The 24,712-nt window shown below is 71.3% G+C and carries 25 protein-coding genes and 1 riboswitch; of the genes, 19 read left to right on the forward strand and 6 right to left on the reverse strand.

The window, feature by feature from the left end:
• The first annotated feature begins 8 nt into the window (after positions 1-8).
• From coaBC to rpe, 9 genes are all read left to right on the forward strand, one after another.
• Positions 9-1,268, forward strand: coding sequence for a bifunctional phosphopantothenoylcysteine decarboxylase/phosphopantothenate--cysteine ligase CoaBC (gene coaBC / locus AC1DWP_RS01705; protein WP_477612716.1), 1,260 nt, complete (start codon positions 9-11; stop codon positions 1,266-1,268).
• 82 nt (positions 1,269-1,350) lie between these two features.
• Positions 1,351-2,571, forward strand: a complete 1,221-nt coding sequence (gene metK, locus AC1DWP_RS01710; RefSeq protein ID WP_477612717.1) for a methionine adenosyltransferase — start codon at positions 1,351-1,353, stop codon at positions 2,569-2,571.
• 26 nt (positions 2,572-2,597) lie between these two features.
• Positions 2,598-4,646, forward strand: a complete 2,049-nt coding sequence (locus AC1DWP_RS01715; RefSeq protein ID WP_477612718.1) for a primosomal protein N' — start codon at positions 2,598-2,600, stop codon at positions 4,644-4,646.
• 89 nt (positions 4,647-4,735) lie between these two features.
• The gene (gene def, locus AC1DWP_RS01720; protein WP_477612719.1) at positions 4,736-5,281 is read left to right on the forward strand and encodes a peptide deformylase; all 546 of its coding nucleotides are present in this window, start codon (positions 4,736-4,738) and stop codon (positions 5,279-5,281) included.
• Entirely contained in the window at positions 5,281-6,219 is a 939-nt protein-coding gene (gene fmt / locus AC1DWP_RS01725; protein ID WP_477612720.1) for a methionyl-tRNA formyltransferase, read from the forward strand. Before def ends, fmt begins: the two co-directional genes overlap by 1 nt.
• Complete coding sequence (locus AC1DWP_RS01730) at positions 6,212-7,750, forward strand: RsmB/NOP family class I SAM-dependent RNA methyltransferase (protein WP_477612721.1); 1,539 nt, start codon at positions 6,212-6,214, stop codon at positions 7,748-7,750. The genes fmt and AC1DWP_RS01730 overlap by 8 nt, the downstream gene beginning before the upstream one ends.
• 5 nt (positions 7,751-7,755) lie before the next feature.
• Positions 7,756-8,316: an N-acetyltransferase family protein gene (locus AC1DWP_RS01735; protein WP_477612722.1), complete on the forward strand. Its 561-nt coding sequence runs from the start codon at positions 7,756-7,758 to the stop codon at positions 8,314-8,316.
• 42 nt (positions 8,317-8,358) lie between these two features.
• A complete protein-coding gene (locus AC1DWP_RS01740; protein ID WP_477612723.1) occupies positions 8,359-9,411 on the forward strand; it encodes an LLM class flavin-dependent oxidoreductase in 1,053 nt (350 codons plus the stop codon).
• Positions 9,412-9,493: 82 nt separating this feature from the next.
• A complete protein-coding gene (gene rpe / locus AC1DWP_RS01745; RefSeq protein WP_477612724.1) occupies positions 9,494-10,150 on the forward strand; it encodes a ribulose-phosphate 3-epimerase in 657 nt (218 codons plus the stop codon).
• Between the two features lie 43 nt (positions 10,151-10,193).
• Here the strand turns inward: rpe and AC1DWP_RS01750 are convergent, their stop codons facing one another.
• Complete coding sequence (locus tag AC1DWP_RS01750; RefSeq protein WP_477612725.1) at positions 10,194-11,624, reverse strand: HNH endonuclease signature motif containing protein; 1,431 nt, start codon at positions 11,622-11,624, stop codon at positions 10,194-10,196.
• Positions 11,625-11,838: 214 nt separating this feature from the next.
• Positions 11,839-11,967, forward strand: a riboswitch (FMN riboswitch).
• A 121-nt stretch (positions 11,968-12,088) separates the two neighbouring features.
• Between AC1DWP_RS01750 and ribD the strand changes: the two genes are divergently transcribed.
• From ribD to AC1DWP_RS01790, 8 genes are read left to right on the forward strand one after another with little or no spacing between them, the layout of a single operon-like run.
• The gene (gene ribD, locus AC1DWP_RS01755) at positions 12,089-13,114 is read left to right on the forward strand and encodes a bifunctional diaminohydroxyphosphoribosylaminopyrimidine deaminase/5-amino-6-(5-phosphoribosylamino)uracil reductase RibD (RefSeq protein ID WP_477612726.1); all 1,026 of its coding nucleotides are present in this window, start codon (positions 12,089-12,091) and stop codon (positions 13,112-13,114) included.
• Complete coding sequence (locus AC1DWP_RS01760) at positions 13,114-13,716, forward strand: riboflavin synthase (RefSeq protein WP_477612727.1); 603 nt, start codon at positions 13,114-13,116, stop codon at positions 13,714-13,716. The genes ribD and AC1DWP_RS01760 overlap by 1 nt, the downstream gene beginning before the upstream one ends.
• The gene (locus AC1DWP_RS01765) at positions 13,713-14,417 is read left to right on the forward strand and encodes a nicotinamide mononucleotide transporter family protein (RefSeq protein WP_477612728.1); all 705 of its coding nucleotides are present in this window, start codon (positions 13,713-13,715) and stop codon (positions 14,415-14,417) included. Before AC1DWP_RS01760 ends, AC1DWP_RS01765 begins: the two co-directional genes overlap by 4 nt.
• Positions 14,414-15,640: a bifunctional 3,4-dihydroxy-2-butanone-4-phosphate synthase/GTP cyclohydrolase II gene (locus AC1DWP_RS01770; protein ID WP_477612729.1), complete on the forward strand. Its 1,227-nt coding sequence runs from the start codon at positions 14,414-14,416 to the stop codon at positions 15,638-15,640. Before AC1DWP_RS01765 ends, AC1DWP_RS01770 begins: the two co-directional genes overlap by 4 nt.
• Complete coding sequence (ribH, locus tag AC1DWP_RS01775; RefSeq protein WP_477612730.1) at positions 15,637-16,122, forward strand: 6,7-dimethyl-8-ribityllumazine synthase; 486 nt, start codon at positions 15,637-15,639, stop codon at positions 16,120-16,122. Before AC1DWP_RS01770 ends, ribH begins: the two co-directional genes overlap by 4 nt.
• The gene (locus AC1DWP_RS01780) at positions 16,119-16,382 is read left to right on the forward strand and encodes a phosphoribosyl-ATP diphosphatase (RefSeq protein ID WP_477612731.1); all 264 of its coding nucleotides are present in this window, start codon (positions 16,119-16,121) and stop codon (positions 16,380-16,382) included. The genes ribH and AC1DWP_RS01780 overlap by 4 nt, the downstream gene beginning before the upstream one ends.
• Positions 16,383-16,396: 14 nt before the next feature.
• Positions 16,397-17,242, forward strand: a complete 846-nt coding sequence (hisG, locus tag AC1DWP_RS01785) for an ATP phosphoribosyltransferase (protein ID WP_477612732.1) — start codon at positions 16,397-16,399, stop codon at positions 17,240-17,242.
• Entirely contained in the window at positions 17,239-17,748 is a 510-nt protein-coding gene (locus tag AC1DWP_RS01790) for a PH domain-containing protein (protein WP_477612733.1), read from the forward strand. The genes hisG and AC1DWP_RS01790 overlap by 4 nt, the downstream gene beginning before the upstream one ends.
• Before the next feature lie 5 nt (positions 17,749-17,753).
• On the opposite strand, the gene AC1DWP_RS01795 is transcribed toward AC1DWP_RS01790, so the two are convergent.
• The 4 genes from AC1DWP_RS01795 to AC1DWP_RS01810 all read right to left on the reverse strand — a co-directional run bounded on the left by AC1DWP_RS01795 (position 17,754) and on the right by AC1DWP_RS01810 (position 21,314).
• Complete coding sequence (locus tag AC1DWP_RS01795; RefSeq protein WP_477612734.1) at positions 17,754-18,950, reverse strand: MFS transporter; 1,197 nt, start codon at positions 18,948-18,950, stop codon at positions 17,754-17,756.
• A gap of 23 nt (positions 18,951-18,973) precedes the next feature.
• On the reverse strand, positions 18,974-20,092 hold the full coding sequence (locus AC1DWP_RS01800; RefSeq protein ID WP_477612735.1) for an FUSC family protein: 1,119 nt from the start codon (positions 20,090-20,092) through the stop codon (positions 18,974-18,976).
• A 1-nt stretch (position 20,093) separates the two neighbouring features.
• The gene (locus tag AC1DWP_RS01805; RefSeq protein WP_477612736.1) at positions 20,094-20,669 is read right to left on the reverse strand and encodes a DUF5655 domain-containing protein; all 576 of its coding nucleotides are present in this window, start codon (positions 20,667-20,669) and stop codon (positions 20,094-20,096) included.
• 63 nt (positions 20,670-20,732) lie between these two features.
• Complete coding sequence (locus AC1DWP_RS01810) at positions 20,733-21,314, reverse strand: nucleoside/nucleotide kinase family protein (RefSeq protein WP_477612737.1); 582 nt, start codon at positions 21,312-21,314, stop codon at positions 20,733-20,735.
• Between the two features lie 31 nt (positions 21,315-21,345).
• Here AC1DWP_RS01810 and hisF point away from each other — a divergent pair, with 31 nt between their 5' ends.
• On the forward strand, positions 21,346-22,119 hold the full coding sequence (gene hisF, locus AC1DWP_RS01815) for an imidazole glycerol phosphate synthase subunit HisF (RefSeq protein ID WP_477612738.1): 774 nt from the start codon (positions 21,346-21,348) through the stop codon (positions 22,117-22,119).
• Positions 22,120-22,141: 22 nt separating this feature from the next.
• Here the strand turns inward: hisF and AC1DWP_RS01820 are convergent, their stop codons facing one another.
• Positions 22,142-22,786: a TIGR03085 family metal-binding protein gene (locus AC1DWP_RS01820; RefSeq protein WP_477612739.1), complete on the reverse strand. Its 645-nt coding sequence runs from the start codon at positions 22,784-22,786 to the stop codon at positions 22,142-22,144.
• A 69-nt stretch (positions 22,787-22,855) separates the two neighbouring features.
• Here AC1DWP_RS01820 and AC1DWP_RS01825 point away from each other — a divergent pair, with 69 nt between their 5' ends.
• Positions 22,856-24,685: an ABC transporter ATP-binding protein gene (locus tag AC1DWP_RS01825; RefSeq protein WP_477612740.1), complete on the forward strand. Its 1,830-nt coding sequence runs from the start codon at positions 22,856-22,858 to the stop codon at positions 24,683-24,685.
• Positions 24,686-24,712: the final 27 nt, after the last annotated feature.

Consider the following 24,712-nt stretch of genomic DNA (forward strand, 5'->3'; position numbering starts at 1 on the left):
GGGGCGCCATGGCGCGCATCGTCCTGGGGGTCAGCGGCGGGATAGCGGCCTACAAGGCCTGCTCGCTGCTGCGCCTGTTCACGGAGGCGGGGCACGACGTCACCGTCGTGCCGACCGAGTCGGCCCTGCAGTTCGTCGGAGCCCCCACGTGGGAGGCCCTGTCGGGCAAACCCGTGCACACCGGGGTGTGGGACTCGGTGCACGAGGTGCCCCACGTCCGCCTGGGGCAGACGGCCGACCTGGTCGTCGTCGCGCCCGCCACCGCCGACCTGCTCGCGAAGGCCGCGCACGGTCTGGCCGGCGACCTGCTCACGAACGTCCTGCTGACCGCGCGCTGTCCCGTGGTCATGGCGCCGGCGATGCACACCGAGATGTGGGACCACGCAGCCACCCAGGCCAACGTCTCCACCTTGGCCGAACGCGGCATACACATCATCCCGCCCGCGTCGGGGCGCCTCACCGGCGCCGACACGGGCCCGGGCCGCCTCCCCGAACCCGAGACCTTGTATGCCGTGTGCGAGCGGATCCTCGCCCACCCCGAACCCCACACCCATCGTGGGACTCCCGCTACGACCTCCGAGCTCGCCGGTCGCAGGGTCGTCATCACGGCCGGAGGCACGCGAGAGCCGATCGACCCGGTGCGGTTCCTCGGGAACCGCAGCTCGGGCAAGCAGGGCTACGCCCTCGCCGCCGTGGCGGCCCGCCGCGGAGCCACGGTGACCCTGCTCGCCGCGAACACGTCCTTGCCGGCACCGTCGGGAGTGACCATCGTGCCGGTGTCCACCGCGCTCGAGCTCCAGGCGGCGGTGGAGGTGGCTGCCAAGGACGCCGACGTCGTGGTGATGGCCGCAGCGGTGGCCGACTTCCGACCGGCGCACTACGTGGACGCCAAGATCAAGAAGACGTTCGGTGCGCCGGGCGCTCCCGAGCCGGAGTCGGCGCCGACCATCGAGCTGGTTCGCAACCCCGACATCCTCGCCGGTCTGGTGGAGTCGCGAGGCGAGGAGGCCAGCCCTGTCATCGTCGGGTTCGCCGCCGAGACCGGCGACGACCAGGCCGGGGTCCTCGAGCACGGCCGCGACAAGCTGGCCCGCAAGGGGTGCGACCTGCTCGTCGTGAACGAGGTGGGCGCCGACAAGACCTTCGGCCAGGACGACAACACCGTCCACATCCTGAGGCAAGGCTCCAGCCACGTCACCGAGGCGGGACCGGCCTCCAAGGAGCTGGTCGCCGCCGTAGTGTGGGACGCCGTCCAGGAGATCCTCTGACCTAGGTAGACTCTCGGGGTCGCGCGGCCAGTTGCCGCCGCGCCCAGCATCGTCAGCATTCGCTGCTCCAAAGGAGAAATGAGTGTCCGCTCGCCTGTTCACGTCCGAGTCCGTCACCGAGGGCCACCCGGACAAGATCTGTGACCAGATCTCCGACGCGATCCTCGACGCCATGCTCGACCAGGACCCGGGCAGCCGAGTCGCGGTCGAGACGATGGTGACCACCGGGCTGGTCCACGTCGCCGGCGAGGTCACCACCGAGGCCTACGTCGAGATCCCCAAGATCGTGCGCGACACGGTGCTCGGCATCGGCTACGACTCCTCCACCAAGGGTTTCGACGGCGCTTCCTGCGGTGTCGAGGTCTCGATCGGCCAGCAGAGCCCCGACATCGCCCAGGGCGTCGACACGGCGTACGAGAACCGCACCGGTGGCGTCGACCCCCTCGACAAGCAGGGCGCGGGCGACCAGGGCCTGATGTTCGGCTACGCCTGCGAGGACACCGCCGAGCTGATGCCGCTGCCCATCCACCTCGCGCACCGGCTGGCCGAGCGCCTCACCACCGTGCGCAAGAGCGGCGAGGTCGCCTACCTGCGCCCGGACGGCAAGACCCAGGTCACCATTGGGTACGACGGCGACAAGGCCGTCCGGCTCGACACCGTCGTCCTGTCCACGCAGCACGCCGAGGACATCTCGCTCGACGGACTGCTCCAGCCCGACATCATCGAGCACGTCATCAAGCCCGTCCTGGCCGAGCTGGCCGACGAGGGCACCGAGCTCGACCTCTCCGACTACCGCACCTTGATCAACCCGACCGGCAACTTCGTCATCGGCGGCCCGATGGGTGACGCCGGCCTCACCGGTCGCAAGATCATCGTCGACACCTATGGCGGCATGTCCCGCCACGGTGGCGGCGCGTTCTCCGGCAAGGACCCGTCGAAGGTCGACCGCTCAGCCGCCTACGCCATGCGCTGGGTCGCCAAGAACGTCGTCGCCGCAGGGCTGGCCCGTCGCTGCGAGGTTCAGGTCGCCTACGCCATCGGCAAGGCCCAGCCTGTCGGCCTCTACGTCGAGACGTTCGGCACCGAGAGCGTGCCGGTCGACACGATCCAGGCCGCGATCTCCAAGGTCTTCGACCTGCGCCCGGCCGCGATCGTCCAGGACCTCGACCTGCTGCGCCCGATCTACAAGCCGACGGCTGCCTACGGCCACTTCGGCCGCACGCAGGCAGGGCACGTGGAGAACCCCTTCACGTGGGAGCGCACCGACCGCATCGACGCCCTGCAGAAGGCCGTCAAGGACTGACGGCACCCTCCGCTAGGTTCGCTCCCGTGAGCGGACAGGAGGGCGAGACCGAGCAGCTGGAGCTGATCCGCTCCGCGCTGCCACGGACCCGCACGCCTCGCACCGAAGCCACCGCGTCCACCGACCCGGTGGCTTCGGTCGTCGTCGACACGGGTCTGGCCCACCTCGACCGGCCCTTCGAGTACCTCGTGCCCGAGGCGATGGCCGACACGGCACTGCCCGGCACCCGCGTCAAGGTGCGCTTCGCCGGTCAGGACCTCGACGGTTTCGTCGTCGCGCGGGCGGCTGCCGCCGAGCACGAGGGCCGGCTCGCGCCCATCCGGCGCGTCGTGTCGCCGGAGCCCGTGCTACGCCCCACCCAGCTCCGAGTCGCCACTGCCGTCGCGACACGCTGTGCGGGCTCGCTCGGTGACGTGCTCCGGCTCGCGGTGCCCCCACGGCACGCAGCAGCCGAGAAGGCCCTTGCGCTGGAGCCCCCCACCCCTGACCCCCTTCCCCACGTGAGCGGTCCGGGAGGCGCGTGGGGCAGGTATGCCGCGGGGCCGGCATACCTGTCGCGGCTGGCCGCGGGGGAGTCGCCGGCGGCGTCGTGGCTGGCAGTGCCCACCACCGACCCGACGCAGGACTGGCCGTCCGCCCTGGCGGCCGCTGCGGCGGCGACGCTGGCGGGCGGGCGGGGAAGTGTCCTCGTGGTGCCGGACCACCGCGATGTCGGGCGCGTGGACGCCGCCCTCACCCAGGCGCTCGGCCCGGGGCGACACGTGCGGCTGACGGCCGACCAGGGACCACAGGCGCGCTACACCGCGTGGCTCAAGGTGCTGCGTGGGCACGTGTCCGTGGTCGTGGGCACCCGGGCCGCCGCCTTCGCGCCGGTGCGCGACCTCGGGCTCGTCGCGTGGTGGGACGACGGCGACGACCTGTTGGACGAGCCCAGGTCGCCCTACCCCCACGTCCGTGACGTGCTCCTCACGCGCGCCGACGTCGAGGGAGCCGCGGTCCTCTCGGGAGGGTTCACGCGCACCGTGGCCGTCCAGCGACTCGTCGACACCGGCGAGCTGCGGACCATCACGGGAGGTGGCCTCCGCGGAGCTGCCCCCCGCGTGCAGGTGGCCGGCGAAGGCGTCGAGATCGAGCGGGACGCCGCGGCGGCTTCGGCACACCTGCCTTCCATCGCCTGGCGAACCGCCAAGGCTGCCCTCGAGTCCGGCCCGGTCCTCGTGCAGGTGCCCCGCCGCGGCTACGTCCCCTCGCTGTCCTGCCAGACCTGTCGCACTGCCGTCCGTTGCGCCCACTGCGCCGGCCCCGTCGCCCTGCGCTCCAGGCAGGCCGAGCCGGCCTGCCGCTGGTGTGGGCGAGGAGTGGGACGGTTCGAGTGTCGGCACTGCGGCGGCCGCGAGCTGCGCTCGTCGGTGGTCGGAGCACGGCGGACGGCCGAGGAGCTGGGCAGAGCCTTCCCCGGCGTGCCCGTGCACACCTCTGGAGCCGGTGCCGTGCTCGACCGCGTCGCTGCGGTCCCTGCCCTCGTCATCGCCACACCGGGTGCCGAACCCGTGGCCGAGGGGGGGTATGCCGCGTGCCTGCTCCTCGACGCGTGGGCCAGTCTCGACCGCCCCACCCTGGACGCGGGGGAGGAGGCGTTGCGTCGCTGGGTGGCCGCTGGTGCCCTCACACGCGGTGCGGCGGCAGGAGGCCAGGTCGTGCTCTGTGGGGCACCCACCCACACGACGCTGCCCGTCGTCGAGGCCCTGGTGCGTTGGGACCCCGCCTGGTTCGCAGCCCGTGAGCTCGCCGAACGCCAGGAGCTCTCCCTGCCCCCCACGGTGGCGATGGCGGCCCTGACCGGGGACCGTCGCGCTCTCGAGGCCGCCCTGCGGCTTGCTCACCTGCCGGCCGAGGTGGACCAGCTCGGTCCGCTGCCGGTGGCTGACGACGCGGTGCGGATCCTGCTGCGAGCCCCGCTCGAGCAGCGCCCCGCCCTGGCCGCAGCTCTGGTGGCGATGAAGGCGGTGCGCAGCGCCCGCAAGGAGAAGGCCAGCATCCAGGTCCGGATGGACCCGCGCGACCCCGCCACCTGATCCGCGTTCCAACGGCCCTGCGGACGCGGCATACACTGACAGCCCCTTTTCGCCCGCCCAGCCATGCTCGTCCAACCACAGGAACAGCGTTGTCGATCCAGAACATCCGCCTCTTCGGTGACCCCGTCCTGCGCACGCCGGCCGAGCCCGTCGTCGACTTCGACCGCGAGCTGCGTCAGCTGGTCAAGGACCTGACCGAGACGATGATCGACGCCCCCGGAGCGGGACTCGCCGCACCCCAGATCGGGGTGGGGCTGCGCGTGTTCACGTACTGGGTCGACGGCGAGCTGGGCCACCTGGTCAACCCTGACCTCGACCTCTCGAGCGAGCTCCAGGAGGGCGAAGAGGGCTGCCTGTCGTTCCCCGGCCTGAGGTTCGAGACACCGCGGGCGCTGCGGACCGTCGCCAAGGGCTTCAACCAGTTCGGTGAGCCCGTGGTGATCGACGGCTCTGAGCTGCTGGCTCGGTGTCTGCAGCACGAGACCGACCACCTCGACGGGATCCTGTTCATCGACCGGATGGACCGCGAGCAGCGCAAGGCGGCCATGAAGGCGATCCGTGAGGCGGAGTGGGCCGGTGGCGACACCCCCGTCGTCAAGGTCAGTCCGCATGCCACCTTCGGCCGGGGGATGTGATGCGGCTGGTCTTCGCCGGCACGCCCGAGCCCGCGGTGCCGTCGCTCGACGCCCTGATCGCCTCCCCCCACGAGGTCGTCGCCGTGGTGACCCGGCCCGACGCCCGAGCCGGCCGCGGCCGAGGTGTGGTGAGGTCGCCGGTGCGCCAGCGAGCCGAGGAGCTCGGCATCGAGGTGCTGACCCCGCACCGTCCGCGCGACCCAGACTTCCTCGAGCGACTGCGCGCACTGGCGCCGGATGCGTGCCCGGTGGTGGCCTACGGCGCCCTGATCCCGCAAGCGGCCCTGGAGATCCCGCTGCACGGCTGGGTCAACCTGCACTTCTCCCTGCTGCCCGCGTGGCGGGGGGCCGCACCAGTGCAGCACGCCGTGATGGCCGGCGACGAGGTGACCGGGGCCTCGACCTTCCTCATCGAGACCGGCCTCGACACCGGGCCGGTCTTCGGGCTGATGACGGAGCGGATCCGCCCGCGTGACACCGCCGGGGACCTGCTCGGCAGGCTTGCGGAGGGGGGTGCGGGCCTGCTCGTCGCGACGTTGGACGGCATCGCCGACGGTGCCCTGACTCCCGTGCCGCAGGCGGTCGACGGGGTCTCGCTCGCGCCCAAGATCGAGGTCGAGGACGCACGGGTGCGCTGGGACCGACCGGCCGTCGCGGTGGATCGCCAGGTGCGTGGGTGCACCCCCGCGCCGGGCGCGTGGTCCACCTTCCGTGGCGAACGGGTCAGGCTGCTGCCCGTCCACCCCGACGAGGGTCATGTCGGGCCACAGCTTGCCCCGGGAGAAGTCGCCGCCGGGAAGCGCGAGGTCCACGTGGGCACCGCCAGCGGGCCGGTCTGCCTCGGTGAGGTGCGACCGCACGGCAAGAAGCAGATGGCCGCGGCCGACTGGGCGCGAGGGGTCCGCATCGACGCAGGAGAACGGTTCGACCATGAGTGACCAAGCACCACGCGGACCTCGTCGGGACGACGATGGTGGTCGCCGCAACGCGAAGGGTCGTCAACGCCCCGAGCGGACGCACGGCGACAGCCAGCGATCGGCGCAGCGGCCCAGCGAGCGCAACCGCAGCAGCGACCCCCAACGCCTCGCGGCCTACACAGTCCTGCGAGCCGTCGCCGAGGGCGCCTACGCCAACCTCGAGCTCCCGAAGGTGTTGCGCGACAGGGGGATCAACGGCCGGGATGCCGCGTTCACGACCGAGCTCGTCTATGGCGCGGTGCGGATGCACGGGCTCTACGACCCCATCATCAGCGTTGCGGCAGGACGACCCGTGACCAAGATCGACCCCAATGTCCTGGACACCCTCCGGCTCGGCGCCCACCAGCTGCTGGGCATGCGGGTGCCGACCCACGCGGCGGTCGACGAGACGGTGGCGCTGGCGCGCAAGGTCAACGGCGCCGGAGCGGCAGGTTTCGTCAACGCAGTCATGCGCAGGATCAGCGAACGTGACCTCGAGGCCTGGCTCGCGGAGGTGGTGCCGGCCGACGACCTGACTGCCCGGTTGGCCGTCGAGCAGTCGCATCCGGAGTGGATCGTCAAGGCGCTGCGTGCCGCCCTGCTCGGTCATGGCGCCGCGACCGCCGACACCGTGGACGCGGAGCTGACCGCCTTGGTGACGGCGGACAACGCTGCCGCGAAGGTGTCTCTCGTGGCCCGACCGGGACTGGCCACCGTGGCCGAGCTCGTGGGCGCCGGCGCCTCTGCCTCGCGGCTCTCACCCTGCGGTGCGGTCCTCGACGGAGGTGACCCGGGCGGCATACCCGCGGTGCGTGAGGGGCGTGCAGCGGTCCAGGACGAAGGTTCGCAGCTCGTCGCCCTGGCACTGGCGGCGGTGCCCGTCGAGACCGAGGGGACCGAGCAGTGGCTCGACCTGTGCGCCGGCCCCGGGGGCAAGGCGGGGCTGCTCGCGGGTCTGGCCATCGAGGCGGGCGCCGACCTCACCGCCAACGAGGTCAGCGAGCACCGCACCGAGCTGGTGCGCCAGACGCTGCGTCCCGCGATCGCGCGCGCGACGGAGGCGGGCCGCACCGTCACGGTGCGGACGGGAGATGGTCGGACGATCGGCGAGGACGAGCCGGACCACTACGACCGCGTGCTGGTCGACGCTCCGTGCACCGGTCTGGGTGCCCTGCGTCGACGCCCCGAGGCGCGGTGGCGGCGCACCACGGCCGACCTCGCCGACCTCGGCAAGCTCCAGCGCGAGCTGCTTGCCTCCGCCATCGACGCGACGGCGCCCGGGGGAGTCATCGCGTACGCCACGTGCAGCCCCCACCTGGCCGAGACGTCGTTCGTCGTGGGAGACGTGACCAAGCGCCGGTCGGATGTCGAGCTGCTCGACACGCGTGACTTCGTCCGCGACAGCGACGGCGCCGTCGTGGACATCCCAGGCACGGGTGCCACGGTGCAGCTGTGGCCACACCTGCACGGCACGGACGGCATGTTCCTGGCGCTGTTGCGCAAGAAGGGGTGAGCCGGGTGACCGGTCCCGCGGACCGCGGCGGCAGAGCCACGGTCGCCCATGTGCCGGTGACGCTGCGCCCGATGCTCGTCGAGGACGCGCCGGGTGTGGGGGCCATGCACCACCAGGCATGGGTCGACACCTATGCCGCCGTTCTGCCGGAGGACTACTTCTCCACGTGGACCGTCGACGCCGCCGTCGAACGCTGGCGCGGCCTCTTGGCTGCCCCGACGCCGACCGGCACCAGACGCCTCGTGGCGGTCGAGCAACACGCCAAGGGCGAGGCGATCTGCGGGCTGGTCGCAGCCGGGCCCTCCCGAGACCCGGCCGGGCGACCCGACCACGTCCGTCCGGCGGAGCTGTGGGCGCTCTATGTCAAGGCTTCGCGACACGGCACCGGTTTGGGCCAGCGGCTCCTCGACGCGGTGCTCGAGCGGCAGGATCCCGCGGAGCTCTGGGTCTTCCGCGACAACCCGCGAGCGCGCGCCTTCTACGTCCGGAACGGCTTCGCGCCGGACGGTGCGACGTTCGTCGACGACCGCTTCCCCGACCTCCCCGAGATCAGGATGGTCCGCTGACCCCACCGGAATAGCGCACGGTGGCAGCCGGTTGGCCCACAGGTGAGCACACCTGCGCTGTCCGTCCTCGACCTCGTCCCCGTCCGCAGCGACCAGACCACGGGGGACGCGCTGGCCGCGACCCGGTCGCTGGCGCGGGTTGCGGACAGCCACGGCTACCGCCGCTACTGGCTGGCCGAGCACCACAACATGCCCGCGGTGGCGGCGACGAACCCGCCGGTCCTCATCGCGATGGTGGCCGCCGCCACGGAGCGGATTCGCGTCGGCTCGGGCGGCGTCATGCTGCCCAACCACGCACCACTGGTCGTGGCCGAGCAGTTCGCCCTGCTGGAAGCAGCGCACCCGGGGCGCATCGACCTCGGGATCGGACGTGCCCCCGGCACCGACCCGGTGACCAGCTACGCCTTGCGACACGGCGCAGGCGGGGTCGACCAGGACGCGGTCCAGCGGTTCCCTCAGTACGTCGACGACGTCATGGCCCTGATGTCCCCCGAGGGCGTCGGCATCAGGGTCGGCGGCGACGTCCACCCCTTGCACGCCACTCCCCGGGCCGCCTCGGCACCCGACGTCTGGCTGCTCGGGTCTTCCGACTACTCGGCGCGCCTGGCGGCGGAGCGCGGCCTGCCGTACGTCTTCGCCCACCACTTCTCGGGGCGCGGCACGGCAGCAGCCCTCGACCTCTACCGCGGGGGCTTCAGGCCCTCCGCCGCGCATCCGGAGCCACGCACCTTCCTCACGGTCAACGTCGTGGTGGCGCCCAGCCAGGTCGAGGCCGAGCGACTCACGCTGCCGAACCTGGCGTCGATGGTGGCGCTGCGGACCGGCGGTCGACTTGCCCCGCAACTGCTCGTCGAACAGGCGGAGGAGGCCGGGATCGCGGACGGGCACCGCGATCTCGCCACCGAGATGCGTGGGCGTTGGGTCGTCGGCACTCCCGACGTCGTCGCCGAGCAGCTCACCGCCCTCGCTGCCGAGTACGACGTCGACGAGGTGATGGTCCACCCTGTCGCCGGAGCCATGAGCGGCACCCCCGCGGCCCTCGCACCGGCTCGCGAGGCGACGTTGGCGCTGCTGGCAGACGCGTTCGGCCAGTAGGTCGCATCCGCGTCCCCCACCTCCGCCGCCCCCGACGACGCCCGCCCCGTCGCCGCGTTCGCGGGCGGATACAGTGTCGGCCGTGCAGATCTCGCCGAGCATCCTTTCCGCCGACTTCGCGAACCTCGAGAGCGAACTGGGCCGCATCGCCAACGCCGACTGGGCGCACGTCGACGTGATGGACGGCCACTTCGTGCCGAACCTCACCCTGGGGCTCCCTGTCGTCGAGGCCCTCGCGAAGGTGAGCCCGATCCCGCTGGACTGCCACCTGATGATCGACGACCCCGACCGCTGGGCCCCCATGTATGCCGAGGCGGGCGGCGCGTCCGTCACGTTCCACATCGAGGCCGCTCGCGACCCGCGCGCCCTGGCGAAGAACCTCCGCGCCCTGGATGTCAGGGCGGGCATGGCCATCAAGCCGGGCACCCCCTTCGCGCCCTACGAGGACCTCCTGCCCGACCTGGACATGGTGCTCGTCATGACGGTGGAGCCCGGTTTCGGCGGGCAGTCGTTCATGGCCGACCAGATGCCGAAGGTGGCCCAGGTGCGCGAGGCGGTGCGGCGCCTCGGTGGCGAGGTCTGGGTGCAGGTCGACGGGGGAGTGTCGGCCAAGACCATCGAGCAGTGTGCCGAGGCAGGTGCCGACGTGTTCGTCGCGGGATCGGCCGTCTACGGCGCCGAGGACGCAGCTGCCGCGGTGGACGAGCTGCGCGCCCTGGCGGCGACGCACGCCCACTGAGCAGACCGGCATACTCGTCGGTCCCGGCCGTGTCCTGGGGCCGTCAGCCGGACTCGTCCCAGCGGCGGATCGCGTCGAAGGGGTCGCGCTCGATCACTGCTGGCCCGGCGGGGGACCTCTCGGCTGCGCCTGAGACAACACGCAGTCGCGGCGTGAAGGTGTCCTCGAGCTCGCGATCGGAGGGAATCTCGATCTCAGCCCAGCGAGCTCGTTCCCCCGACGGTGGTCGGTAGGTCGTGACCCTGTCGTCGCACTCGCGCGAACCCTCGTCCGGTGGGGCGAGCTCGTCAGGCCCTGGCGGTCGCAACTGGTGCCCGTAGCGATTCACTACGACGAGCCCATCGTGGCGAGTCGGGTCTCCTGTGACGCTGAAGTCCCCGCGATCGATGGCGTCGTGGTGGAACGGACAGAGGCTGATCTGGTTGTCGTCGTCTGTGGCGCCACCGTGGGCCCAGTCGTCGAGGTGGTGGATCTCGACGAACCGGGTTGCGGTGCATCCTGGAAACCGGCATCCGCGGTCGCGGTCCTCGATCAGCCTGCGTGAGCGCCGGGGGAGGATGCGCATCGTGCGGCCGACGCTGATCGGTCGCCCCTGCGTCTCCCACACTGGCTGGAGCGCGCCGTCCGTGAGGAACCGCTTGACGAGCCGCGTCGGGATGGCGCCCCCGCCGTTGATCCAGGCGCCGTCCGTGTCCAGGTGGAGGTAGACCCTGTAGTGGCTGGCGCGGCTCGTGGAGGCAACGCCGGCCAAGGACCGCTGCGCGACCTCCGCGAGGCCATCCGCGTAGGTGGGTTGAGGGGCTGCAGGCGGGTCGCCGTCCCGCTGCTGGAGGAACAAGGCGTCCTTGGCCTCCTTGACGGCCTGTTCGACGAGCGCCCCGATCGTCGCGGGCGCGCTGTAGCGGAGCTGGAACCGGCCATCTCGGTCGTAGTGCATGGACAGCTCTGGCTTGGCACACGCACGACGCTCAGACTCGCCTTGCGGGCCGCTCGGATGGTCGAGCGCGACAGGATCCGCAGACACCCCGGGGGACGCGGACTCCACCTCGGTCGCAGGGTCGCGGAACGCGTGTCGGCTCACGGCGCGGCGCAGCTGCGGCACCGTGGCGTGCCGAGCCAGGTGGGTCATCGACGCCTGGTGGCTGGCGGGCACGTGGTGAGCCACGACGGCAGCCGCATCGAGCGACAGCTCACCAGCGCTCACCGCCGCGGCTGCATCCGGCAGCTCCGCGCGGCGTCGGGCCACCGCGACGACGTCGCGGGCGTGCGCGGGGGACAGGCCGGCTCGGACGATCAGGTAGTGCTCGGGGGAGCGGAAACCGCCGTCGCCCCAGTGCCCACCCTCAATCAGCTTCGCGACGATGTCGACCAGCTCGGCGTGGGCCCGGTTGAGCCGCCCAGCCACCATTGCCGTGCGGGTCCAGAGGTCCTGCTGGACCTCCTCCCGCTGCGTGGCGATAGCGCTGACCGACATGGCTCAATCGTACACCTGTTCGAATGGCAACGACAAGACCATCCACAACCAATTCTGTTGTGGCGCAATCCATTTCGCGGCCCTACCCATGTCAGAGGTAAGTGGTAGAGGCTCAGGCAGAGCTGGCAAGTGTTCTCCTGGCTGCCCCCTTCGTGAGGACCGTCACGCGGACGGGACGGCGCGCACCCACCCGTGCTGAGGCATACTGGACAGTGACGTGCTCCGGGGTCGGTGTAATTCCGAACCGGCGGTGACAGTCCGCGACCCGACCGCAGCCAGCGGCCGGTTGACTGGGTGGAACTCCCAGACCGACGGTGAAAGTCCGGATGGTAGGCAGCACGCGACAGCGGGACCAGTGGGTTCGCAGTGCGGCAGTTGCCGACCCTGCGTTCCGACCCTCGCCAGCAGGCCCGCCTGCACACCCCCGGAGCTCAGCCGACACGGTTTCGAGCAAGGGCAGGACAGTGGCAGAGCACTCCGCGACAGACACGGCGATGATGCGTCGTGCCCTGGGGCTGGCTGCCCATGGCCCCCGGGCCAACCCCAACCCACGCGTCGGGTGCGTCCTCGCGGACGCCGCCGGCGACGTCGTGGCCGCCGGCTGGCACCGCGGCGCGGGGACGCCCCACGCCGAGGCCGACGCCCTGAGCGCCGCGGGGGACCGCGCGGCGGGGTGCACGGCCTACGTCACCCTGGAGCCGTGCAACCACAGCGGGCGGACCCAACCCTGCGCGGCGGCCCTGCATGCCGCGGGCGTGGCTCGGGTGGTCTATGCCCAGACCGACCCCAACCCGGCCGCCGCGGGTGGGGCCAAGTGGCTGCGCAGGAGGGGTGTCAAGGTCGAAGGCGGCCTGCTGGCCGACGAGGCACAGGCCCTGAACGCGACGTGGACCCATCTGGTCACCACCGGGCGCCCGTGGGTGACCTGGAAGCTCGCGACCACGCTCGACGGTCGCAGTGCGGCGGCTGACGGGACCAGCCAGTGGATCACCGGCGAGGCCGCCCGGGCCGACGTCCACGAGCAGCGCTCCCGCAGTGGGGCGATCCTCGTGGGGACCGGCACGGCGCTGCTCGACAACCCACAGTTGACCGCGCGACGTCTCGACGGCTCGCTCTACCCCGAGCAGCCGATCCGGGTGGTCATGGGCGAGCGTGACCTCCCGCCGGACGCCCGTGTGCTCGACGACGCGGCTCCCACCTGGCAGCTGCGGACGCGCGACCCCAAGGACGTCCTGTCGGCGCTCGCCGAGGCCGAGGTGCACCACCTCTGGCTCGAGGGGGGTCCCACCGTCGCGGCTGCGTTCATGGCGGCCGACCTGGTCGACGAGCTCGTGGCCTACGTCGCGCCCGTCCTGTTGGGGCGCGGCCGCCCGTCGGTCAGCGACCTGGGGATCACGTCGATCGACCATGCGCTCCGCCTGCAGCCGACCGACATCACCCTGATCGGCGACGACGTGCGGATCACGGCATCACTGAAGGGGGCTCGCTGATGTTCACGGGAATTGTCGAGGAGCTCGGCCGGGTCGTTGCCCTCGACGCGGGTGCCGACTCGGCCCGACTGACGGTGGCCGGACCACTCGTCACGTCCGACGCCGAGCACGGCGCCTCCATCGCCGTCAACGGCGTCTGCCTGACCGTCGTGGAGCACGACTCCGAGCAGTTCACCGTCGACGTCATGGCCGAGACCCTCGACCGCAGCAGCCTCGGCACCCTCAGCGCCGGCGACCCCGTCAACCTCGAGCGCGCCATGGCAGCCTCGAGCAGGTTCGGCGGCCACATCGTCCAGGGCCACGTCGATGGCACGACCCGGATCCTCGCGCGAACGCCGGGGGAGCGGTGGGAGGTCGTGCAGTTCGGCCTGCCGAACGCCCTGGCCCGCTACGTCGTCCAAAAGGGGTCGATCACCGTCGACGGCGTCAGTCTCACGGTCTCCTCCGTCGACGACGCGACGTTCAGCGTCTCGCTGATCCCCACCACCCTCACCCTCACCACGTTGGGACACAAGGAAGTTGGCGACACCGTCAACCTCGAGGTCGATGTCCTCGCCAAGTACGTCGAACGCCTGCTCACCTCCAAGGAGACCTCCGCATGAACATCTTCAGTCGGCTCTACGAGGCGCACCTGACGATCGCCGGCCACCCCATCACGTGGCGCGAGATCGTCGGCAACGCCTTCGGCTTCGCCTCCGCCATCGGCGGGTTGCGACGACGAGTCTGGGCCTGGCCGATCGGCATCGTCGGCAACGTGCTCCTGTTCACCGTCTTCATCGGTGCGACCTTCGACGCACAGGCGCAGCAGCCGTTGTTCGGCCAGGCCGGCAGGCAGGTCTTCTTCATCCTGACCAGCGTCTACGGGTGGTGGCGGTGGACCGAGCAGCGCAAGGCACGTCATGACCTCTCCGCCGCCGCGATCACGCCGCGCTGGGCCACGCTCCAGGAGCGGGTGGCATACCTGGTCGCGGCCGCCGCGGGCGTGCTGGTCTTCCAGTGGGTCTTCTCCGTGATCGGAGCCGGCTGGCCGGCGCCACGCTGGTACTTCTGGTGCGACGCCTGGATCTTCGTCGGTTCGATGGTCGCGACCTACGCGATGGCCCGCGGCTGGAACGACTTCTGGCTGGCGTGGATCGCCGTCGACCTCGTCGGTGTGCCCCTGCTCTGGCACTCGAGGTACTACCCGACAGCCATCCTGTTCGTCGTCTACGGAGGCTTGGTCGTCTACGGCTTCTTCGTCTGGCTCAAGGCTTCCCGTGAGGAGCGCGACCCCGCTCCCGAGCTGAGTGAGGTGTCGGCATGATCGGTCTGGCCACCGTCGAGGCGGCCCTCGCGGCGCTGCGCGAAGGGCGTCCGGTGCTGGTCACCGACAGCGAGGACCGCGAGAACGAGGGCGACGTCATCCTCGCCGCCCAGACCCTGACGGACGAGTGGCTGGCCTGGACGATCCGCCACACCAGTGGCTACGTCTGCGCCCCGATCACCAGCGAGGCAGCGGACCGGCTCGGGCTTCCGCTGATGGTCGCCGACAACCGTGACCCGCTGCGGACTGCGTACACCGTGACCATCGACGCCGCGGCGGGCGTGACCACGGGCATCAGTGCCGCCGATCGGGCGCAGACCATCCGGCTGCTGGCAGACCCGTCGTCGACGACCGAGTCGTTCGTGCGTCCCGGTCACGTGATCCCGTTGCGTGCCAAGCCTGGCGGGGTGCTGGAGCGGCCCGGTCACACCGAGGCAGCCGTCGACCTCTGCCGGCTCGCTGGGCTCGCGCCCGTCGGCGCGATCGGCGAGCTCGTCAACGACGACGGCACGATGATGCGCCTGCCCGAGGTGCTGGCGACCGGGGCGGTCACCAACCTCCCCGTCATCACCATCGAGCAGCTGATCGCGTGGCGGCAGCTGCACGACCGCGTCGAGACCCTCGCTGAGACGACCCTGCCCACCCGGCACGGCGACTTCTCGGCGATCGGGTTCCGCGACAAGCTCACCGGTGACGAGCACGTGGCGCTGATCAGCCCGCGCGGTGCCACCGGGCCGAACCCGCTGGTGCGACTGCACTCCGAATGCCTCACCGGTGACGCCTTCGGCTCCCTGAGGTGCGACTGCGGGCCACAGCTCGAGCGATCCATGGAGCGGATCGCCGCCGAGGGCGGTGTGCTCGTCTACCTGCGTGGACACGAGGGCCGTGGTGTGGGGCTCGTCTCGAAGCTTCAGGCCTACGCCCTGCAGGACGCCGGCCTCGACACCGTCGACGCCCAGCTCGAGCTCGACCTGCCGATCGACGGCAGGGAGTATGCCGCCGGCGCGGCCATCCTCAGCGCGCTCGGTCTCGGTGCGGTCCGGTTGCTGACCAACAACCCGGCCAAGGTCGCGGCGTTGCAGGGATACGGGATCGAGGTCGCGGCCGTCGAGCGCCTCTCGATCGCGCCCAACCCCGCCAACCGTGCGTACCTGCGGACCAAGCGCGATCGGATGGGGCACGACCTCGTCGTTGACGCGAGCGACCAGGGAGCCAGCGCGTGAGCGGTCACGGCGCGCCTGCCCTCACCGCCGACGGGTCAGGCCTGCGAGTCGCCATCGTGGCGGCCTCGTGGCACACCGAGGTCATGGACGGCTTGGTCGCAGGCGCCCAGCGTGCCCTCGCCGAGGCGGGGGTCGAGGACGTCCTGCTCGTCCGGGTGCCGGGCACGGTCGAGCTGACCGTGGCCTGCGCGCGTCTCGCGCCCGCACACGACGCACTCGTGGCCCTCGGCGTCGTGATCCGCGGCGGCACACCGCACTTCGACTACGTCTGCTCGGGGGTCACGCACGGGCTGGCGCAGGTCAGTGTCCGCACCGGGGTCCCCGTCGGGTTCGGGGTGCTCACGTGCGATGACGACGCCCAGGCACTCGACCGTGCCGGGCTGTCCGGATCCAGTGAGGACAAGGGGCACGAGGCGGCGATGGCCGCGGTGGCGACCGCGGTCACCCTCGGCACCCTTGCTCCCCGTACCCTTGGCCCGTGAAGACTTTCGACGATCTGTATGCCGAGCTGGCCGAGAAGGCGGTGAGCCGACCCGAGGGCTCGGGCACCGTGCGCGCGCTGGACGCCGGCGTGCACGAGATCGGCAAGAAGATCGTGGAGGAAGCCGCCGAGGTCTGGATGGCTGCCGAGCACGAGGGCAAGGACCGCGCGGCGGAGGAGATCAGCCAGCTGCTCTACCACCTCCAGGTGCTCATGGTCGCTTCCGACATCACCCTCGACGACGTCTACGCACACCTCTAAAGGACTTCACGGACATGCTGCGAATTGCTGTGCCCAACAAGGGTTCCCTGTCCGAGCCCGCGGTCGAGATGCTGCGCGAGGCGGGTTACCGCACCCGTCGTGACACCAAGGAGCTCGTCCTCACCGACGCGGACAACGAGGTCGAGTTCTTCTACCTGCGTCCCCGTGACATCGCTGTCTACGTCGGGTCCGGCACCGTGGACTGCGGTGTCACCGGCCGCGACCTGCTGCTCGACGCCGGCAGTGCGGCGATCGAGGTCATGACGCTCGGCTTCGGGGGTTCGACCTTCCGGTATGCCGCGAAGCCCGGCACCTGCGCGAGCGTCGCCGAGATCTCCGGTCACCGGGTCGCGACGAGCTATCCGGGGCTCGTGGGGAAGCACCTCGCCGACCAGGGAGTCAGCGCTGAGGTGGTCCGTCTCGACGGCGCGGTCGAGACCGCCATCACCCTGGGCGTCGCCGACGTGATCGCGGATGTCGTCGAGACCGGCACGACGTTGCGGCAGCAGGGGCTCGAGGTCTTCGGTGAGGAGATCCTGCGCAGCGAGGCCGTCCTCATCCGTCGCGAGGGCTCTCACGAGACAGCCGCGGTGGACGTGCTGCGTCGTCGCCTCACCGGGGTGGTCACGGCGCGTCACTACGTGATGCTCGACTACGACGTCCCCGTCGACCTCGTCGAGGCAGCCTGTGCCATCACCCCCGGACTGGAGTCGCCCACCGTCTCAGCCCTCCAGAACAAGGAGTGGGCCGCCGTGCGGGCGATGGTCCCGCGAGTGCGGACCAACGCCATCATGGACGAGCTCTACGACCTCGGGGCGCGGGCGATCCTGGTGACCGACATCGCTGCCTGCCGGTTGTGACCACCGTGACCCCGTCGGGTCGGGCCGCCAGCGCGGACGAGCAGGCAGCCTTTGCGGTCTTCCGGGCGCGACGGGGACGGTCCGTCGCCTATGCGTTCGCCGCTGCCACCCTCGTGGTCTTCGGCGTGATCGCGCTGCTGCTGCCCGGGCCGGCGCAGGGTGGGACGTGGCGCACCGGTGACAGGATCTTCTTCGCCGCGGTCGGGGTCGCGATCGCAGTGCTGCTGTGGCGGTTCGCCTCGATCAGGGCGGTCCCGACGCGCGACTCCCTGACCGTCCGCAACCTCTTCACCACCCGCACCGTGGCCTGGCGCGAGATCGTCGACGTGAGGTTCTCGGGTGGCGACCCGTGGGTGACCATCGCCCTGTCCGACACCGACACGGTGGCCGTCATGGCGATCCAGAAGGCGGACTCGGGCTTCGGGCGCGCCGAGGCCGGCCGCCTCGCCGCCCTCGTCCAGGCCCTCGGCCCCTCGGCCACCAGTCCCGACGTGACCCTGGACTGACTCGGTCAGTCGACCTTGCGCAGCCCTGGCCGGAGCAGCGAGGAGAACGCGACCTGGCCGAGCATGAGGACGGTCAGCGCACCCCAGACGGCCGTGAAGGACCCCGACACGTCCCGGACCGTTCCCATCATCGCCGGCCCGAACGAGGCGACCGTGTAGCTGACGAAGAAGGCCATCCCCGCCAGCCGCCCGCTGGCAGCAGGAGTGCCTGCGTAGTCGACCATGAGCACCAGCCCGAGCGCGAAGGACGCGCCTTGGCCGAATCCCAACACCGTGGCCCAGACCCACGGGGCTGCCGTAGGTGCGAGCCACAGCCCGGACTGTCCCAGGAGCCCGAGCACGGCCGCCGACAAGAGCAGCACCCGGCGGTCGGTGATCTTGTCGGTCAGCGCCGGTGCCGCGAGCCCGGACACGAGCTGGGCGGCTGTGAAGACCGAGAGAAGGTAGCCCGCGTGGGTCGGGTCCCAGCCGCGCGCGGTGTACGACGGGGCGAGCCAGGCCAGCGTGGAGTAGAACTCGACGGACTGCACCGCGAGGTAGCCCGCCACGAGCCAAGCGGTGACGTGTCGCCAGGGCAGCCCGACGGGGGCCAGCACCGACGGGTTCGCCGCACGGTGCCGGGCGTGCCCCGTCAGGACCGGCACCCACGCCAGGACCCCCACGAGGGCGAGGACTGACCACGATCCCAGCGCGGCCTGCCACGATCCCAGCCACCCCTCGAGCGGCACCGACAACGCGGAGGACGAACCGGCGCCACCCATCATCGCCAGCATGTAGAGACCAGTGACGAGCCCGGCCCGCTCAGGGGGGAACAGCTCCTTGACCAGGCCCGGGAGGAGGGTGCCGCCGATGGCGATGCCTACGCCCGCGAGGAAGGTCCCGGCATACAGTGGCCACGTGGCGCCGCCTGCGAAGCGCAGCGCCAGCCCCACGGCCACGGATGCGATGGACAGCTCGATGGAGGCCGCTGCGCCGAGGCGGGCGGCGATCCGTTGTGCGAAGGGCGCGAACAGCCCCATGCACAGGACCGGCAGGGTGGTGAGCGCGCCGAGGGCTGTGTTGGACAGGCCGAGGTCGCCCGCGATGGACTCGGTGAGTGGCGGGACGCTGGCCATGGCGGTGCGCAGGTTGGCAGCCACCGCGACCAGGGCCAGGGCCATCAGCCAGACGGGGGGCAGGTGGGGGCTGGGACGGGAAGACATCGCCGTCAGTCTCGCAGCCCCGCTCAGTCCTCCTGCCGTCCGGTCGACATCGACTCGGGCACCAGGTCACGAGCCTGCGTGAGCGGCATGCCGGTGAGCATCAGCAGGTCGACCACCATCGACCGGATCTGAGCGCGCATCACCTCGCCGGACAGCCCCGCCGACGCGTCGATGACGGCGCTGGCCTCACCGATCCGTTGCAGCCCGACCCGCGCGTTGGTGGGGAGTCGACGTTCGCCGAGCTCATGGGCGATGTCCTCGCTCGTCTCGGCGAGGGCATCCAACAGCCGCAGGTATGCCGTGGGGACCTCTTCCCCACGCCAGGTCGCGATCGCGGCCCGGCGGACCAGGACTCGCAGGTTGCGGATGGCGCGGTCGAGGGGTTCGAGCAGGTCGGCGATGGCCTGCACGCCGGGGAGGTGGCGCCGCCTGAACGGTGAGAGCCGGACGACCGCCACCCCCTCGGCGGACAACGTCCTGGCCTCGTCGAGCATCGACTCTGAGTCGCGGGCGCGGGCGAGCGTGGCCGAGGCGAGGTCGGCGTCGTGCTCCCTCAGCGAACGCGCCGTGTCGGCGAGGATCTCGCCGATCTCGTGGACCACCAGCGCGGCCTGCTGTCGCGGTTTGCGCAGCGGGGCAGCCGGGGCGACCAGGGTGAAGAGCAGGGCCACGACCCCTCCGACGACGGCGTCGAGCCAGCGGGTGAACGCCTGCCCGGACCCGGCCACCAAGGTGGTGACGATGACGGACTGCACCCCGGCCTGGGTGATGAGCAGCATCCCGGCGCCGAGGAGGGCGGCGACACTCATCGCGAGCACGACGACGACCACGATCTGCCAGAACCCGGACCCGAAGAAGTGGACGAAGACGTCGCCGACGAAGACGCCGACCGCCACGCCGATCATCACCTCGGTCACTCGGCGCAGTCGCTGGCCGAACGACATCCCCAGGGAGATCATTGCCGTCACCGGGGCGAAGAAAGGCCGGGTGTGGTGCAGGACCGAGCTGGCCACCCACCAGGCGGTGGCCGCGCCGAGGCCGCACTGGACGATGAAGAACATCCGGCTGAGCAGCCGGTCGGTGCGGGCGCGCGCCTCCCTTCGGGAGCGGGCGGCGGCGCGGGCGAGGTCGGCGCTGGGCACGTCAGCCGTTCTGGCGGTAGGCCGCCTCGAGCAGGGGCTCCAGCGAGCGGAGGTCGTCCTCGTCGGCATCGGCGGCCAGGTGGAGCCAGTGGGTTGCCTGCGCGAAACCCCTCGCGGGAGACAGGCGTTCGTCCTCAGGGGGGCTCCCGCGGAAGCGGAACCCCACACGCACGGTCCCGCGCGGACCTGGGGCGACGGCGACGAACTGGGTCTTGCGGATGACCGGGATGTAGGTGCCTCGCCCCTCGCGCCTGGCGTCCTCGCCGAGGGCTTCGGCCAAGGTCATGACAGCGTCGTGGATCGCACGCAGGTGCGCCTTCGACCCGCTGTAGAGCGCATCCGTGTAGGCGTCGACGTCCGGACGCTGCCAGCCCGCACCGGTGGCAGCGGCATCCGCGATGGCCCACTGCGAGTTCTGCGGGACGCCGTGCACCTCCTTGAGCCAGGCGCGGACGGCCCGCTGGTCCAGGGGGTCGGGGCCGGACTCACGCACCAACGCCACCCACTCGTCCAGCGAACGACCAGTGCGTTCCTCCATGGAGGTCGTGACGGCCGCCATCATGTCTGCCGGTTCCATGCCCCGATTATGTATGCCGCGTGCTCACCGCGGCGTCGAGGACGGTCGACGGAGCTGGGACGGTCAGCGACTGAGCTGCTGCCGCCGGTCCAGGGTCGTGTCGAGATAGAGGTCGGCCCGCTCCCAGGTGCGGTCCGCCTCGTAGAGGCGGCGTTCCTGGACGGCCCAGCCGTCCCAGAACTGGGCGAAGACGGCGTCGCGGGCGATGCCTCTCGCCTTGCGCACGGACTCCTCGGCCTCGACCCACACCAGGACGGATGCCGCCTTCCCGGCCGGGAGGGCGCCCGCCCCGCACCCCTCGAGGACCACCACCTCCGACGACGGCAGCTGCACCCACTCGGCATACCGGTCGGTGGCCCAGTCCCACCGCCGGTAACGGGCCGGGTGGCCGAGCGTGAGCGGCCCGACGATCCACTCCTGGACCCGCTGCGTGCCGGCACGCAGCCCGCCCCAGCCGGGGTAGAGGTCGTCCATGTGCAGGGTGGGCGCTGCGAGGGCGGCCGCCACAGCGCTCGCCAGGGTCGTCTTGCCGGCGCCGCTGGGTCCGTCGATGCAGATGAGGTGTGTTGTGCCACAGAGTGCTTCGCTGGCATCGACCAGCGTGACGATGACCGCGACTGCTTCCGTTATCTGGTCGCTGGGCATGTGTTCCAGACTAGATCGCTAGGCTCGCGTAGTGAGTGTTGCGACGCGTGTCATCCCGTGCCTCGACGTGGACGCCGGCAGGGTGGTGAAGGGAGTCAACTTCGCCAACCTGCGGGATGCGGGCGACCCCGTCGAGCTCGCCAAGGCCTACGGCGAGCAGGGCGCCGACGAGCTCACCTTCCTCGACGTGACCGCCAGCAGTGCCAACCGCGAGACGACCTACGACATCGTGCGTCGCACCGCGGAGCAGGTCTTCATCCCGCTGACCGTCGGAGGGGGAGTGCGCACCGTCGACGACGTCGACCGGCTGCTGCGGGCCGGTGCGGACAAGGTGGGCGTGAACACGGCCGCGATTGCCCGCCCCGAGCTCATCTCCGAGGTGGCCGACAGGTTCGGCTCGCAGGTGCTGGTGCTGTCTGCCGACGTCCGGCGTCGCCGCGACGACTCCGGCTCGCCGACCACGGGGTTCGAGGTCACGACGCATGGTGGTCGCCAGAGTGCGGGGCTGGACGCGATCGAGTGGTGCGCCCGCGCGGCCGAGCTCGGCGCCGGTGAGATCCTGCTCAACTCGATGGATGCCGACGGTACCAAGGACGGTTTCGACCTCGAGCTCATCGAGCAGGTCCGCCGAGCGGTGCGGATCCCCCTGATCGCCAGTGGGGGAGCCGGACGAGTCGACCACTTCGCCCCTGCCGTGCGTGCTGGGGCGGACGCCGTGCTGGCCGCCAGTGTCTTCCACTTCGGCGAGCTCACCATCGGTGAGGTCAAGGAGGCCCTGCGGGAGGGCGGCATACCAGTGCGTTGACCGCGGTCGTTTCCGCAGCGGGTCAGGTCAGGCCGAGCGGGGCGTCCCACAGCGCTTCGATGGCGGCGTCGCTGCCCGTCACCTCGAGCGCGGCCACGCGGCGGCGGCCGTAGGCAGCCAGGAGCAGCTCGGACGGGTGGCCCTCGATCACGACCGTGCCGAGGTCGGTCGTGTCCTTGGCATGGAGGGTCTTGCCCTCCGGGGTGCTGAGGACGACACCCACCGGACTGCGGCGGAAGAAGAGCTTGCCCATGCGGGACAACGTCTTCCAGAGGGCGCGGCTCTCTCGCTCGGTCAGCTCCCTGCGAGGTCCCACCTGCTCGTCACCACGCAGGACGTCCTCGTGGTGGACGAAGAACTCCACGAGGTTGACCGCGTTGTCGACCCGGCTGTTCTGGGTCGGGGACCAGGCCGGCGGCCCCGAACGCACGAGGTCGACGAGCTCGTCCCACGGCTTGGCGGCGTACTCGGCCATGCCGTCCTCGAGCCGTGAGGCCAGGGCGGGGACCCAGATGCCCGGCGCCAGGTCCGGTCGGCGCTCACGCACCACCAGGTGGGCCGCGAGGTCGGCCGTCGTCCACGGGGAGCACAGGGTGGGCGCGTCCGGCCCGGTTGTCAGAAAGGTGTCACACAGGGCGTCGCGCTCGAGCCGGGCGAGGTGGGTCATGGAGGCCATCATGCCCGGCACATGAGAAGGTTGCTCTTCCCACCCCTGTGCCTGATCCGGAGGTTCGTTGTGTCCGTCGACGCCGCGCCGTCGCTGCGCCGCAGCCTCGGCATCGTGGGCGTCGGGATCCGGCGCGAGCCACGCTGGTTCGCGCTGGCGGTGGCCGGGAGCACGCTCTACGGCGTGATGACCGTGCTGACGGCCTGGGCCATCGGCAAGGTGACGCGTGAGCAGGTCCAGCCGGCTGTCGCCGCAGGGCACGCCACCGCGACCCAGCTGTGGACCATCTTCGGATGGATCGCCGGGGTCGTGGTCATCAACGTGGTGGGGGTCGTGATCCGACGGATCGCCGCCGGCTACACGATGTACAACGTCGCTGCCGGGTTCCGCCGCGAGGTGACGCGGCAGTACCTCCGGCTCCCGCTCGCCTGGCACCACCGGCACCCCTCCGGGCAGCTCTTGTCCAACGCCAACGCCGATGTCGAGGCGACGTGGAACGTCTTCGCCCCACTGCCGATGGCGATCGGCGTGATCGTCATGCTGGTGGCCGGCATCGTGCAGATGGTGCTCGTCGACCCGGTGATGGCCATCATCGGCCTGACCGTCTTCCCGTTGCTGTTCCTGGCGAACATCGTGTTCCAGCGGGCCATGTCACCGCGGGTCTCCCGGGCGCAGCAGCTCCGCGCCGAGGTCAGCGAAGTCGCCCACGAGAGCTTCGAGGCAGCGCTCATCGTCAAGTCGATGGGGCGCGAGCAGCAGGAGTCCGACCGGTTCGAGGAGGTCACCCGACGGCTGCAGCGGGCCAACGTCGAGGTCGGCCGCACCCGGGGGACCTTCGACCCGGTCATCGAGTCCATCCCGACGCTCGGCACGCTCGCCGTCCTCGCCGTGGGCGCCCACCAGGTCGCCTCCGGTGCCCTCACTCCCGCGGCGGTCGTCCAGGTGGCCTACCTCATCTCGGTGCTCGCCTTCCCCGTGCGCGCCCTCGGCTGGGTGCTCGGAGAGCTCCCGCGCACGGTCGTCGGCTGGGACCGGGTCGATGCGGTCCTCAAGGCCCGTGGTGAGCTGGCCTTCGGTGAGACGCAGCTGCCGCGTCGAGGCTCCTCGCACGCCGAGCTGAGGGGGGTCGACTACTCCTATGACATCGTCGACGAGGCAGGCGAGGAGGGCACCTTCCAGGCCATCCACGGTGTCTCGCTCGACGTCCCCGCGGGGTCGACGGTCGCCCTGGTCGGGCCCACCGGCTCGGGCAAGACCACGCTGACCAACCTCACGCTGCGCCTGGTCGACCCGCATCGCGGGCACGTGACCATTGACGGTTTCGACCTTCGGGAGATCGCCCGCGGAGGGGTCTCCGCGGCGGCGGCGCTGGTGCCACAGCAGACGTTCATGTTCGACGACACGGTCAGCGGCAACGTCGCGCTGGGCGGCGACTACGCCGACGCCGAGGTGTGGGAGGCGCTGGAGATCGCGCAGGCGACCGGGTTCGTGAAGGACCTACCCCTCGGCATCGAGACCCGGGTGGGCGAGCGTGGCACCTCCCTGTCGGGCGGTCAGCGCCAGCGGATCGCGTTGGCCCGGGCCGTGATCCGCCGGCCTCAGCTGCTCGTCCTCGACGACGCCACCAGTGCCGTGGACCCGGCGGTCGAACAGGCGATCCTGGCCGGCCTGCGACGGTCCAGTGCCGGCACCTCGGTGCTCGTCGTCGCCTACCGGATGTCGACGATCACGCTCGCCGACCAGATCGTCTACGTCGAAGGTGGGCGGGTGGTCGACCACGGCACGCATCGCGAGCTCGAGGAGCGGTGCGTCGGCTACCAGCGGCTCGTCACGGCCTACGCTCGCGAGGCTGCCGAGCGCGCTGCCCTCGCCGCCGACGAGGAGGGGGCGTCCGCGTGAGCACCTCCATCGACACGACCTCGTCCT

The organism is Pedococcus sp. P2_F6 (assembly GCF_056403675.1).